The organism is Enterobacter sp. Res13-Sevr-PEC09-46 (assembly GCF_015672585.1).
GTDB classification, from domain to species: domain Bacteria; phylum Pseudomonadota; class Gammaproteobacteria; order Enterobacterales; family Enterobacteriaceae; genus Enterobacter; species Enterobacter hormaechei_C.
Map to the genome: position 1 here is coordinate 1 of NZ_JADABR010000018.1, position 12,707 is coordinate 12,707.

Consider the following 12,707-nt stretch of genomic DNA (forward strand, 5'->3'; position numbering starts at 1 on the left):
GATTTTCAGCTTAGATTCAGAGTCCGAAGGATTTTGCGCTGAGACAAGGCGGCAAACGAAGGAAAGGAAGGAGCATACTGAGGTATGTGACTGACTTTACGAGAGCAGCCAACGCAGTATCAGTGCGAAAGACACAGGACAGAGCACAAGAATTTGCCTGGCGGCTGTAGCGCGGTGGTCCCACCTGACCCCATGCCGAACTCAGAAGTGAAACGCCGTAGCGCCGATGGTAGTGTGGGGTCTCCCCATGTGAGAGTAGGGAACTGCCAGGCATCAAACAAGTGAAGAGGCCATCCGGGAGGATGGCCTTTTTGCGTTTGTTTACTGAAAAACGGCAGGCCGGGTAAGGCGAAGCCGCCACCCGGCAACTCAGAGCGTACTATCCCTGACAAACATTAAAACGAAGCAATTGCCGCTGATGGAAACGCCCAAGGATCAGCACCGTCGTTAACGCACCAAGCAGCGCGCAAAACATATCAGACTGGGTATCCCATGGATCGCCCTGCGTCCCCAGAAAATCATCCGCACCCTGTCCCATTGCCAAAGCTGCCCACCACTCAATGAGTTCATAGGTGGCGCTAATGGCCAGAGCAACACAGCACACCAGAAATCCCGTCATCTTATGTCCACGAACATACCCACCGCGCAGCAGAATTTCTCGCGCTGCCAGTGCGGGAACCAGCCCCTGGAAGAAGTGACCGAGCTTGTCATACGGATTTCGGCTAAGCCCGAGCATCTCCTGAACCTCAAAACCAACCGGAACCTTTGCATAGGTGTACATACCACCAACCATCAGAATGATGGCGTGGAAGAAAACCAGGGTATAGAGAAGGGGAGTCAGGGGGTATCGCCGATGCGTGGCAAGCAGAAGTGGGATGATGATAATGACGGGCGTCACCTCCATCAGCCAGGTGATGCGATCGCTCGTGAACAGGCCGGTATAAAACAGGATCAACAGCAGGAGCAGTGACCCGACTTTTAAAGCAGATAAGGTCATATCATTTTCATTGTCAGGGAAAAAAATCACTATTACCTGACAGAAGGGAAAATTCAATGCGTAGCAGATACAGAAAAGCAAAAACCCAGCCATAGGCTGGGTTCTTTAAATAGTGGTGCCCGGACTCGGAATCGAACCAAGGACACGGGGATTTTCAATCCCCTGCTCTACCGACTGAGCTATCCGGGCAACGGAGCGCATTAAACCGCAATCGCGCGCGATCGTCAACATTATTTCGGGAAAAGCTGTTCAACTGCTTAAGTTTGCGGCAATCTGTCCGTTTGTGCCCTGGAATTGCACAAATCTTCCAGACAGTTCAGGCAAGATGTGACAATGCTGACGGAAAGAGGAGGGCAGTATGGCAAACGACTGGCTTGAGCTGCGTCAGCATGCAGAAACAGGTATTGAGACAATTAAGGCGCATTTCGAAGGACATGCCTTTGATCCCCACTGGCATGATAGCTATCTGGTCGGAATAACCCTTTCCGGCACCCAGCAGTTCCACTGTCGCCGTGAACGCCACCGTAGCCAGCCGGGCGATGCTTTTTTACTTGAGCCCGGGGAGATCCATGACGGTGATGCGCCGATAGAGGGGGGCTTTACTTATCTGACCTTTTATCTGGATGAACACTGGCTCACCCGTACGCTTCAAGGGCTGTACGACTCTACTCCCGGGAGCTACACCCTCCACTTTGCCCAAACGCTGACGCGAGAGCCTCAGTTGGTGCGCGCTATCGGTGATACATTTGCCTCGTTGCATAACGATGAAATGAAGATCGTCCAACAGAGCACAATGGATAACCTGCTCTCTCAGATCACTGCCCACTGCCACTGGCGTAAGAAACTCCCGTTGCAGTTACAAAGCTCCGCCGTGGCGCATCGTGCCCGCGACTATCTCTATGCGCATATCGGCGAGAACGTGGGGCTGTCAGACCTTGCCCGTGAGACGGGTACGGACCGCTTTACGCTCACCCGCTGTTTTAAGCGCGAATTTCACCTGGCACCGCACGCCTGGCTTATCCAGCTGCGCCTGGCAAAGGCCCGACAGATGCTGGCGTGTGGGGAACTGCCTGTTGATGTTGCGGCGGCAGTGGGTTTTGCCGATCAAAGCCATCTTGGTCGCTGGTTCCAGCGGGCATACCGTATTTCTCCGGCACACTACCGTCGGTTGTGCACAAACCTTCCAGACGTTTCCAGAAAATAACGGCACATTCGTGGCTCTAATAAAAAAGGAGTCACCTGTGAATTTATTACCCTTCCTGCTGTTTGCATTTGTTGCCTCGATTACGCCGGGGCCAACCAATATTCTGGTACTGGCTAACAGTCAGCACTTTGGCGTAAAAAATACGGTTCCTGCGATCCTGAGCGGGTGTATTGCCGCCAGCGCTATTGTTCTGGTTTCGGGGGCTGGGGCAGGAGAAGTGTTACGCCAGTATCCGCTGATACGTCAGGTAATGAGCTGGGCGGGCGTGCTGTGGCTTTCCTGGATGAGCTGGCAGCTGTTTAGCGCCCCGGCCGCGAACCTCTCCTCCAGACGCCATGTCCGGTTTACCGCGCGGGCGGCGGCGTTATTACAGGTTGTAAACCCAAAAACGTGGATGATGGCGCTGGCAGTTGTCAGCCTGTTTGCTCCGGCAAGCGACCATGCATTTCGGGATGTTGCGCTGATGGCGCTATGGTTTCTGGCGATCTCCGTGGCTTGTTTGTTGTGCTGGGCGTGGCTGGGGAAGGCGGTGAACCGGATTTTCCGCACCACCGTGGCGATGGTGCGATTTCAGCGCGCGATGGCGCTGTGCTTGTTTATTTCCGCCTGGACGGGAATGCTGGCTTAGGTCAGAGCACCACCCATACGACACTGCGCGAACCGCAAAATATCTTCCGCCAGACGGTGCGCCGTATCCACATCCGCCTGGCTACGGTTCACCAGCATGCGGCTCAGGCAACCTTCCAGCACCAGCTCCATCTGCTTCGCGACCATTGCCGGGTCATCCACTTCAAGTGTGGTCAGCAGCTCGTGTGTGAACTCGTGCGCGGCACGTTTTTGCTGATCTGCCAGTTGATGGATGGGGTGTCCGGGATCCGGATAGTAGGTGCAGGCGGCGATAAACAGACAGCCTGGGTAACGGTTGTTGGTTACACACTCCGTCAGTGCGGTATAGCGCGCCAGCAGCTTTTGCTCGGTGGTCAGCTCTTCATTCAGCATCAGCTGCCTGCGCCAGATATCCACCTGCTGGCTGAGATAGCGCAGGGCATCATACAGCAGCGCCTCTTTATCCGGCCAGAAGCGCTTAAGTTCATCCAGAGGGTAATCGATACGGTCGGCGACCATCTCAAGCGTGGTGCTGGCGATCCCTTGAATCTCAAGCAATTGCAGGGCTTGTCCCAGTACGTCTTCGCGTTGCACGGTTATCTCCTCCGCTATTCCCAACGGTTTGTCCCGTCTAAAGTGTTGTTTACGGTTGGCGATTGCGCAAATGCGCGTTGAATGCCGTCGCGTCCATAAACCCGGTTACACGTTGCGTCGGCTGTTCTTCCCCCTGTTCATTGAAGAACAGGATGGTAGGCAGCCCGAGCACATTAAGTTGCTTCAGCAGAGCCTTATCCTGCGCGCTGTTGGCGGTAACGTTCGCCTGGAGCAGAACGGTATCGCTCAGCGCGTGTTGTACCTGCGGATCGCTGAAGGTGTATTTTTCAAACTCTTTGCAGGCCACGCACCAGTCTGCGTAGAGATCGAGCATGACCGGTTTGCCTTTCGCCTGCGCCAGGGCGCGGTTAAGGTCATCCACGTTCTTAATCTGTATAAAATTCAGATGAGCCTGCGTTTGACCTGCCGGGGTGCCAAACGCCCAGTCCTGTAGTGGACGGACGCTCACCAGCGCGGCCGCCAGCAGAAGGATCTGTAGCAGGCGCATCCACGGTTTCTTCGCCCCCAGACTCACGATAAACGCCCAACTGAAGAAGGCCACGCCGAGCATCGCCCACAGACGTGTACCCCACACATCACCAATGATGCGCTCCAGCAGGAATACCGGTAGCGCCAGAATGACAAAACCAAACGCGGTTTTCACCGTCTCCATCCACGGTCCGCTCTTCGGCAGCAGACGATTGCCAAACACCGTCACCAGGATCAGCGGCAGGCCCATGCCGAGCGCGTAGAGGTACAGCGTGCCGCCGCCGAGCCACAGGTTGCCGCTCTGAGCAATGTATAACAGGATGGCGCTCAACGGCGCGGTGGTGCAGGGGGAGCAAATCAGCCCGGCGATGGCACCCATGGCGAACACGCCGCCCGCAGAGCCACCCTGCTGACGGTTGCTCATTAGCGTCAGACGGGTTTGCAGGGAAGAGGGCAGTTGCAGGGTGAACAGGCCAAACATCGACAGCGCCAGCAGAATAAACACCGCTGACAGACCGATAAGCACATAAGGGTGCTGAAGGGCGGCCTTGAACTGCAACCCGGCAGCGGCGACCACGAGGCCGAGCGCCGTATAGGTTAACGCCATGCCCTGCACATAGATAAAGGCCAGCAACAGCGCGCGGGTAGTGGAAAGGCGTTGTTTACCGCCCAGCACGATGCCAGAGATAAGCGGGTACATGGGCAGCACGCAGGGCGTAAAGGCGATGCCGATACCAATCAATAACGCCCAAAGCGCTGAGAACGGAAGGTCTGAAGCGGCTTTGCCTTCACCCCTCACCCTGGCCCTCTCCCCTGAGGGGAGAGGGGAGGCCGCCGCTTTCACTTCGCTAAGCGGAACGACCTTTGTTTCAGGGGGATAGCAGAAGCCCGCATCGGCGCAGCCCTGATACGTCACCGTCAGGGTAGCGCCTTTATCCGCCTGATTCACCGTGACGGGCACGCTTAAGCGCTGACGATAAATTTCACTCTTACCGTAGAACTCGTCCTCGTGCCACTCGCCAGCGGGCATCTGCAATGCGCCGACGTTCGCCTTTGCCGGCGTGATGCTGACCTGCTTGCGATAGAGGTAGTAACCCTCTTTCACCTGCCAGGTGAGACTGAGATCGTGCTGGTTTTGCTGAAAGTCGAAAACGAACGCCTGGTCGGCAGGAATAAAGTTCGAACGGCCGGGTGCGTCAAACAATCCGGCAAAAGCTGACGTGCTGCACAGCAGCAGGATCAGCGTAATGAAGCGTTGAGCCATGAGAGATAATCGTTATCGCCGTGGACCACTGGCAGAACCAGCAGCTCCGGGGTTTGGTATGGATGATGAGACTTGAGGCAGTCGAGGAGCGCCTGCTGGTTTGTCAGGTTGGTTTTGAGCAACATCTGGACTTCGTACTCTTGCTCCAGCTTACCTTCCCAGTAATAAAGGGAGGTGGCGCCGGGAAGAAGTGTGACACAGGCAGCCAGTTTTTCGGCCAACACTTTGGCGGCCAGATCCTGGGCAGAAGCTTCATCAGGGGCGGTGCACAGTACAACAACAGCATCAGGCGTGTTCACAAGTCGACCTCCTCATCACGAAAGTCTTCACTATATCACGCAAGGCGGTTGGTCATTAATGAAACGGGCCGCAGAGCGGCCCGATTTTAACTATTTTTACAACGGCTAATCGTTTACAGCACAATGCCGCCGATGATAAAGCCGAGGATCACGCAGAGCGTAATCGCCACCACGCCCGGGATCAGGAACGCGTGGTTAAACACGTATTTACCAATACGGGTTGAGCCGGTGTCATCCATCTCAACCGCGGCCAGCAGGGTTGGGTAGGTGGGCAGAACGAACAGGGCGGAAACCGCTGCAAAAGAGGCAATCGCCGTCAGCGGCGTCACGCCCAGCATCAGTGCCGCAGGCATCAGCGCTTTGGTGGTCGCAGCCTGGGAGTACAGCAACGTCGCGGCAAAGAACAGCACTACCGCCAGCAGCCACGGATAGTTGTGCAGCAGGTCGCCTGCAACGGTCTGGATATCGCTAATGTGCGCTTTCACAAAGGTATCACCGAGCCACGCCACGCCCAGCACGCACACGCAGGCGCTCATACCGGATTTGAAGGTGCTGGCGTTCAGCACTTCGCTGGTGTCGATTTTACAGGTGATGCTGATCAACGTCGCGATGGTCAGCATAAATACCACAATGGCTTCGTTACGCGGCAGAACCGGGTTCTGGATCAGACCTACCGTGTCGCTGATGGCGGTGGCGTAGAACATCACGGCGACGATACCAATCAGGAACAGCAGCACGGAGCGTTTTGCATGCGGCTTCAGCTCGAAGACCTGACTACCGCGCAGGCTCACTTCACCTTTTGCCAGACGCTCCTGGTAAACCGGATCGTCTTTCAGCTCGGCGCCAAGGAAGTTACACAGTACGGCAGTGATCATTACCGCCATCAGCGTGACCGGAATACAGATTGCCAGCAGCGTCAGGTAACTTACGCCCATCGGCTCAAGGATACCCGCGAAGAAGACCACCGCCGCGGAAATAGGCGAGGCGGTAATCGCAATCTGGGAGGCGACCACGGCAATAGAAAGAGGGCGAGACGGGCGAATACCCTGCTCTTTCGCCACTTCGGTGATTACCGGCAGCGTGGAGAAAGCGGTATGGCCGGTACCGGCGAGAATGGTCATAAACCAGGTCACCAGTGGGGCAAGGAAGGTGATGTATTTCGGATGGCGACGCAGCATTCGCTCCGCCAGGCTCACCAGGTAGTCCATACCGCCTGCGACCTGCATAGCCGCGATAGCAGCAATAACCGCCATGATGATTTCGATAACGTCAAAAGGGATTGCGCCGGGTTTAATCTGAAAGATCAGGGTAAGTACAAGCACCCCGAGACCGCCGGCAAAACCGATGCCGATACCCCCGAGTCGTGCGCCCAAATAAATCGCCAACAGGACGATGACGAGTTCTGCTCCAAACATAAAGACCTGCCTTGCTCATTAACAAGTTGATATTGAATTGTTGTGTTTTGGTAACGCCCATAAAGAAAAAAGGCACGTCACAAGTGACGTGCCTTTCGGAAGCTTAGCCTGAACGGTTACTGTTCGCTTTCATCGGTATATCGTTTCGCTTTATATGCCGGGTGCATCAGGTTCTGGGCGGAGAAGATATCGTCCAGTTCGGCTTCGGTCAACAATCCTCGCTCGAGAACCACCTCACGCACGCTCTTACCGGTTTCGGCACAAATCTTCCCGACGATATCGCCGTTGTGGTGGCCGATGAACGGGTTGAGGTAGGTGACGATGCCGATGGAGTTATAGACGTAGCCTTCACACACTTCTTTATTCGCGGTGATGCCGTTGATGCATTTTTCCAGCAGGTTGTAGCAGGCGTTGGTCAGAATATGGATAGATTCAAACATCGCCTGGCCAATCACCGGCTCCATCACGTTCAACTGGAGCTGACCGGCTTCGGATGCCATGGTGACGGTCGTATCGTTACCAATAACCTTGAAGCAAACCTGGTTCACCACCTCTGGCACCACCGGGTTCACTTTAGCTGGCATGATGGATGAACCCGCCTGCAACTCTGGCAGGTTGATTTCATTCAGGCCAGCGCGCGGACCGGAGGAGAGCAGGCGCAGGTCGTTACAGATTTTGGACAGTTTCACCGCCAGACGTTTCAGTGCGCTGTGCACCATCACGTAGGCGCCGCAGTCTGAGGTAGCTTCAATCAGGTCTTCCGCAGGCACAACCGGCAAGTTGGACACTTCAGCCAGCTTCTGTACCGCCAGCTGCTGATAGCCATCTGGCGTGTTCAGGCGTGTACCGATGGCGGTTGCGCCCAGGTTCACTTCCAGCAGCAGTTCGGACGTGCGCAGCAGGTTTTTGGTCTCTTCATTCAGCAGCACGTTAAACGCGTGGAATTCCTGTCCGAGGGTCATTGGCACCGCGTCCTGCAACTGGGTACGGCCCATTTTCAGGATGTCCTGGAACTCAACGGCTTTACGCTGGAAGCCATCGCCCAGCTGATTAATCGCGTCGACCAGTTTGACGATAGAGGCATACACCGCGATGCGGAAGCCGGTTGGGTAGGCGTCGTTGGTGGACTGACATTTGTTAACGTGGTCGTTCGGGTTCAGGTACTGGTATTCACCTTTCTGATGACCCATCAGCTCCAGGCCGATGTTTGCCAGCACTTCGTTGGTGTTCATGTTGACGGAGGTGCCCGCGCCGCCCTGATAGACGTCGACCGGGAACTGATCCATGCATTTGCCGTTGTTCAGCACCTCATCGCACGCGGCGATAATCGCATTTGCAGCGCTTTTAGGAATGGTTTGCAGCTCTTTGTTCGCCAGAGCCGCGGCTTTTTTTACCATCACCATGCCACGCACAAATTCAGGGATGTCGCTGATTTTGCTGTTGCTGATGTAGAAGTTTTCAATCGCTCTCAGAGTGTGAACACCATAGTAGGCATCCGCTGGAACTTCCCTGGTACCCAACAAATCTTCTTCGATACGAATGTTGTTTAACATGTGAACCTTCTTTTCAAGCTGCCGATGGATTGTACTAAACACACAGTATATATGTGGTTTTGAATATTTTATGACCGACGATTATTCCCTCAATCGGCCAGATGTTCGAGATCATATGCTGATGATAGCGAATTGCCGTAAGCTGGATCACTTATTATCGACCCGATTTCATGATAATTATTAATCTGTGAAATATGTCACCGCTTTAATATTTCCAGAAAAAATATCCGTGCAAACCGATTGAATTTTGGCTAACCGTCACCATTTCTTATCTACGCGCTTCGCGAACACATTCAGTCAGGGGCCTGAAGGCACCTGCCACACAGGAGATGCCAGTGCGCTGGATACCATTTATTGCTTTCTTTCTTTATGTTTACATTGAGATTTCGATTTTCATCCAGGTTGCCCATGTGCTGGGCGTCCTGCTGACGCTGATTCTGGTGATCTTCACCTCCGTCATCGGCATGTCGCTGGTGCGCAATCAGGGTTTCAAAAATTTCCTGTTAATGCAGCAGAAGATGGCCGCAGGCGAAAGCCCGGCCGCCGAGATGATCAAAAGCGTGTCGCTGATTATTGCTGGTTTGCTGCTGATCCTGCCTGGTTTCTTCACCGACTTCCTCGGCCTGCTGTTGCTGTTGCCGCCGGTGCAGAAGCATCTGACCATGAAGCTGCTGCCGCACCTGCGTTTCAGCCGTATGCCAGGCGGTGGTTTCAGCACCGGCCCGGGGGATACCTTTGAAGGGGAATATCAGCGTAAGGATGAGCAGCGCGACCGGTTAGATCATAAAGACGATCGGTGAGTTTGTGGCCCGGTGGCGCTCGCTCACCGGGCCTGCGGCTTTTGCCGCTTCGGTAAAAACACCCACAGCCCCGCCAGCATGACGATGGCGTACACACTCTTCCATCCCACCATCGCCAGCAGCATCAGGCACAGGACACACCCGACAGCCGCCAGCGCCTTAAAGCGTCCTTTCAGTAGCCGACAGCCCGCCAGCATGCACAGCAGGTAGATCATGATGAAAATACCGTTGGCGTAGACAATCAGCGCGTCAAGGTTGATGTCGAGGAGATAAATGGCCAGGGAACTCACCACGCAGCAGCCCAGTACGCTATTCAGCGCATTCACCGGAAGCTGACGCTTTGACAGGCGTGAGAGGGGGCTATCCGGTTTATAAAGTGCCTGAGACCACACCAGCCGGGCGAAGCTCTGAATATAGATGTTGAGGCTGGCAAAGCAGGCGAGATAGCCAATCACGCAGGCTACCCACAGGGCCTTAACGCCAAACAGCTGCACCACGATGCCCGGCAGCGACGCGGCGGCGGCTTTCTCTTCACCGAACGCATTGAAGTGCAGCACCAGTACGGTACAGGCCCAGTACACGGTACCCGCCAGCAGCAGGCCAATCATCAGGGCGCGGGGGAAATCACGCTCGGGCTGTTTAAACTCGGATGCCAGATGAGCGAACGCCTCCAGACCGACGAAACACCAGAACATGACGGATAGTGCAGCGAAAAGCTGTGCGTGGTCGATGTCGTTAATCGCGGGGAAAGGAATATCCGCCACCGTAATGTCACCCGCAAACCAGATGGCGACGATCAGCGCGACAATTAACATGGCGACCAGCGTTTGCAGATTGGCGCTGGAACTGGCCCCGCGTGAGCCAACCCACCAGACAATGGCCAGCGTACCGAGTTCAGCCAGCAGCAGTTGTTCATCGTGCCAGCCAAACAGCGCCTGTCCGAAGCCGGTTGCGATATGCAGGGCTGCCGGAAGGCCAACGGGTATCACCGACAAAAATAGCCAGCCGGTGACGCGCTCCATCCGCGGCCCAAACGCCATGCCGACAAAATGCGCTACGCCGCCTGCGCTCGGGAAGTGCCGCCCGAGTATGGCAAAGACAATCGCCACCGGAAACACCAGCACGATCAGCACCGGCCATGCCCAAAGACTGTTATTGCCGGCAACCAATGCCGCCAGCGCGGGAACCGCAAATACCCCCGTGCCTAATAAAGACGTTGAGAGTAAGCCAATGCCCTGCGCCAGCCCCAACTCCTGCCTGAGTCCACTCATTTACCTCGTCCCGCGACCATCAAAAGAGAGTGGATGGTAACACTTTCGCAAATTTTTTTTCGATTACCCCTTGAAGGGGTAAAAAGCTATCCCCATCTCTCAGGGCACTAGCCGGAAAACCGCATGCGGACCGGCGTCATCCATAACTGATAATGACTTTCTCAAAGGAGAGCTATCAATGAGTATTCGTCCGTTACATGATCGTGTGATCGTCAAACGTAAAGAAGTTGAAACCAAGTCTGCTGGCGGCATCGTTCTGACCGGTTCAGCAGCAGCAAAATCAACGCGTGGCGAAATCATCGCTGTCGGTAAGGGCCGCATCCTGGAAAACGGAACTGTGCAGCCACTGGACGTTAAAGTTGGTGACATCGTCATTTTCAACGATGGCTACGGCGTGAAATCCGAGAAGATCGACAATGAAGAAGTGTTGATCATGTCCGAGAGCGACATTCTGGCAATTGTTGAAGCGTAATTAACGCACGAAACTGTACGAATTTGAGGAAATAAGAACATGGCAGCTAAAGACGTAAAATTCGGTAACGACGCTCGTGTAAAAATGCTCCGCGGCGTAAACGTACTGGCAGACGCAGTGAAAGTCACTCTGGGCCCGAAAGGCCGTAACGTAGTGCTGGACAAATCCTTCGGCGCGCCAACCATCACCAAAGATGGTGTTTCTGTTGCACGTGAAATCGAGCTGGAAGACAAGTTCGAAAACATGGGCGCACAGATGGTGAAAGAAGTTGCCTCTAAAGCGAACGACGCTGCCGGTGACGGCACCACCACCGCGACCGTACTGGCGCAGGCGATCATCACCGAAGGCCTGAAAGCCGTTGCTGCGGGCATGAACCCAATGGATCTGAAACGTGGTATCGACAAAGCTGTCGCCTCTGCTGTTGAAGAACTGAAAGCGCTGTCCGTACCGTGCTCTGACTCTAAAGCCATTGCTCAGGTTGGTACTATCTCCGCTAACTCCGACGAAACCGTAGGTAAACTGATCGCTGAAGCGATGGATAAAGTCGGTAAAGAAGGCGTGATCACCGTTGAAGACGGTACTGGTCTGGAAGACGAACTGGACGTGGTTGAAGGTATGCAGTTCGATCGCGGTTACCTGTCTCCATACTTCATCAACAAGCCAGAAACTGGCGCTGTTGAGCTGGAAAGCCCGTTCATCCTGCTGGCTGACAAGAAAATCTCCAACATCCGCGAAATGCTGCCAGTGCTGGAAGCCGTTGCGAAAGCAGGCAAGCCGCTGGTAATCATTGCTGAAGACGTTGAAGGCGAAGCGCTGGCGACTCTGGTGGTTAACACCATGCGTGGCATCGTGAAAGTGGCAGCGGTTAAAGCACCTGGCTTCGGCGATCGTCGTAAAGCGATGCTTCAGGATATCGCTACCCTGACTGGCGGTACCGTGATCTCCGAAGAGATCGGTATGGAGCTGGAAAAAGCGACCCTGGAAGACCTGGGCCAGGCGAAACGCGTTGTGATCAACAAAGACACCACCACCATCATCGACGGTGTGGGTGAAGAAGCTGCTATTCAGGGCCGTGTTGGTCAGATCCGTAAGCAGATCGAAGAAGCAACTTCCGATTACGACCGTGAAAAACTCCAGGAGCGCGTAGCGAAACTGGCAGGCGGCGTAGCGGTAATCAAAGTCGGTGCGGCTACCGAAGTTGAAATGAAAGAGAAGAAAGCACGCGTTGACGACGCCCTGCACGCGACCCGTGCTGCGGTAGAAGAAGGCGTGGTTGCTGGTGGTGGTGTCGCGCTGGTGCGTGTAGCCGCTAAACTGGCTGGCCTGACTGCTCAGAACGAAGACCAGAACGTGGGTATCAAAGTTGCGCTGCGCGCGATGGAAGCTCCTCTGCGTCAGATCGTGTCCAACGCCGGTGAAGAGCCGTCTGTGGTTGCGAACAACGTGAAAGCGGGTGAAGGTAACTACGGTTACAACGCGGCAACTGAAGAATACGGCAACATGATCGACTTCGGTATCCTGGATCCAACTAAAGTGACCCGTTCTGCACTGCAATACGCGGCATCTGTAGCTGGTCTGATGATCACGACCGAGTGCATGGTGACCGACCTGCCTAAAGGCGACGCGCCTGACTTAGGTGCTGCTGGTGGTATGGGCGGCATGGGTGGCATGGGCGGCATGATGTAATCATGTTGTTCTGAACCTCTCAAAACGAACCCCGGGCAGCAATGCCCGGGGTTTTTT

The 12,707-nt window shown here is 54.9% G+C and carries 12 protein-coding genes, 1 tRNA gene and 1 rRNA gene; 6 read left to right on the forward strand and 8 right to left on the reverse strand.

Going from position 1 to position 12,707, the window contains the following annotated elements:
- Positions 1-156 precede the first annotated feature (156 nt).
- Positions 157-272: ribosomal RNA gene (gene rrf / locus IMQ56_RS11645) — 5S ribosomal RNA — on the forward strand.
- A 107-nt stretch (positions 273-379) separates the two neighbouring features.
- Here the strand turns inward: rrf and IMQ56_RS11650 are convergent.
- Positions 380-997, reverse strand: a complete 618-nt coding sequence (locus IMQ56_RS11650; protein WP_196064016.1) for a DUF2238 domain-containing protein — start codon at positions 995-997, stop codon at positions 380-382.
- A 113-nt stretch (positions 998-1,110) separates the two neighbouring features.
- Positions 1,111-1,186, reverse strand: a tRNA-Phe gene (locus IMQ56_RS11655).
- A 169-nt stretch (positions 1,187-1,355) separates the two neighbouring features.
- On the opposite strand from IMQ56_RS11655, the gene IMQ56_RS11660 reads away from it, so the two are divergent.
- Together IMQ56_RS11660 and IMQ56_RS11665 are read left to right on the forward strand one after the other, a co-directional pair.
- Complete coding sequence (locus IMQ56_RS11660; RefSeq protein WP_017383974.1) at positions 1,356-2,201, forward strand: AraC family transcriptional regulator; 846 nt, start codon at positions 1,356-1,358, stop codon at positions 2,199-2,201.
- Between the two features lie 37 nt (positions 2,202-2,238).
- Complete coding sequence (locus tag IMQ56_RS11665) at positions 2,239-2,829, forward strand: LysE family translocator (RefSeq protein WP_196064017.1); 591 nt, start codon at positions 2,239-2,241, stop codon at positions 2,827-2,829.
- On the opposite strand, the gene IMQ56_RS11670 is transcribed toward IMQ56_RS11665, so the two are convergent.
- The 5 genes from IMQ56_RS11670 to aspA form a co-directional block, all read right to left on the reverse strand.
- Complete coding sequence (locus IMQ56_RS11670) at positions 2,826-3,401, reverse strand: transcriptional regulator (protein WP_017383972.1); 576 nt, start codon at positions 3,399-3,401, stop codon at positions 2,826-2,828. The two genes, IMQ56_RS11665 and IMQ56_RS11670, sit on opposite strands and share 4 nt — an antisense overlap.
- Positions 3,402-3,450: 49 nt before the next feature.
- On the reverse strand, positions 3,451-5,154 hold the full coding sequence (locus IMQ56_RS11675) for a protein-disulfide reductase DsbD (RefSeq protein WP_196064018.1): 1,704 nt from the start codon (positions 5,152-5,154) through the stop codon (positions 3,451-3,453).
- On the reverse strand, positions 5,130-5,453 hold the full coding sequence (gene cutA / locus IMQ56_RS11680; RefSeq protein ID WP_003855908.1) for a divalent cation tolerance protein CutA: 324 nt from the start codon (positions 5,451-5,453) through the stop codon (positions 5,130-5,132). Before cutA ends, IMQ56_RS11675 begins: the two co-directional genes overlap by 25 nt.
- A 113-nt stretch (positions 5,454-5,566) precedes the next feature.
- Positions 5,567-6,868, reverse strand: coding sequence for an anaerobic C4-dicarboxylate transporter (locus IMQ56_RS11685; RefSeq protein WP_032670729.1), 1,302 nt, complete (start codon positions 6,866-6,868; stop codon positions 5,567-5,569).
- A 116-nt stretch (positions 6,869-6,984) separates the two neighbouring features.
- On the reverse strand, positions 6,985-8,421 hold the full coding sequence (aspA, locus tag IMQ56_RS11690) for an aspartate ammonia-lyase (RefSeq protein WP_015572444.1): 1,437 nt from the start codon (positions 8,419-8,421) through the stop codon (positions 6,985-6,987).
- Positions 8,422-8,756: 335 nt separating this feature from the next.
- Here aspA and IMQ56_RS11695 point away from each other — a divergent pair, with 335 nt between their 5' ends.
- Positions 8,757-9,221, forward strand: coding sequence for an FxsA family protein (locus IMQ56_RS11695; protein WP_003855925.1), 465 nt, complete (start codon positions 8,757-8,759; stop codon positions 9,219-9,221).
- Between the two features lie 23 nt (positions 9,222-9,244).
- On the opposite strand, the gene yjeH is transcribed toward IMQ56_RS11695, so the two are convergent.
- Positions 9,245-10,492: an L-methionine/branched-chain amino acid transporter gene (gene yjeH, locus IMQ56_RS11700; protein WP_196064019.1), complete on the reverse strand. Its 1,248-nt coding sequence runs from the start codon at positions 10,490-10,492 to the stop codon at positions 9,245-9,247.
- A 178-nt stretch (positions 10,493-10,670) separates the two neighbouring features.
- On the opposite strand from yjeH, the gene IMQ56_RS11705 reads away from it, so the two are divergent.
- On the forward strand, positions 10,671-10,964 hold the full coding sequence (locus IMQ56_RS11705; protein ID WP_003855929.1) for a co-chaperone GroES: 294 nt from the start codon (positions 10,671-10,673) through the stop codon (positions 10,962-10,964).
- A 39-nt stretch (positions 10,965-11,003) separates the two neighbouring features.
- Complete coding sequence (groL, locus tag IMQ56_RS11710) at positions 11,004-12,650, forward strand: chaperonin GroEL (protein ID WP_015572446.1); 1,647 nt, start codon at positions 11,004-11,006, stop codon at positions 12,648-12,650.
- The last annotated feature ends 57 nt before the right edge of the window (positions 12,651-12,707 follow it).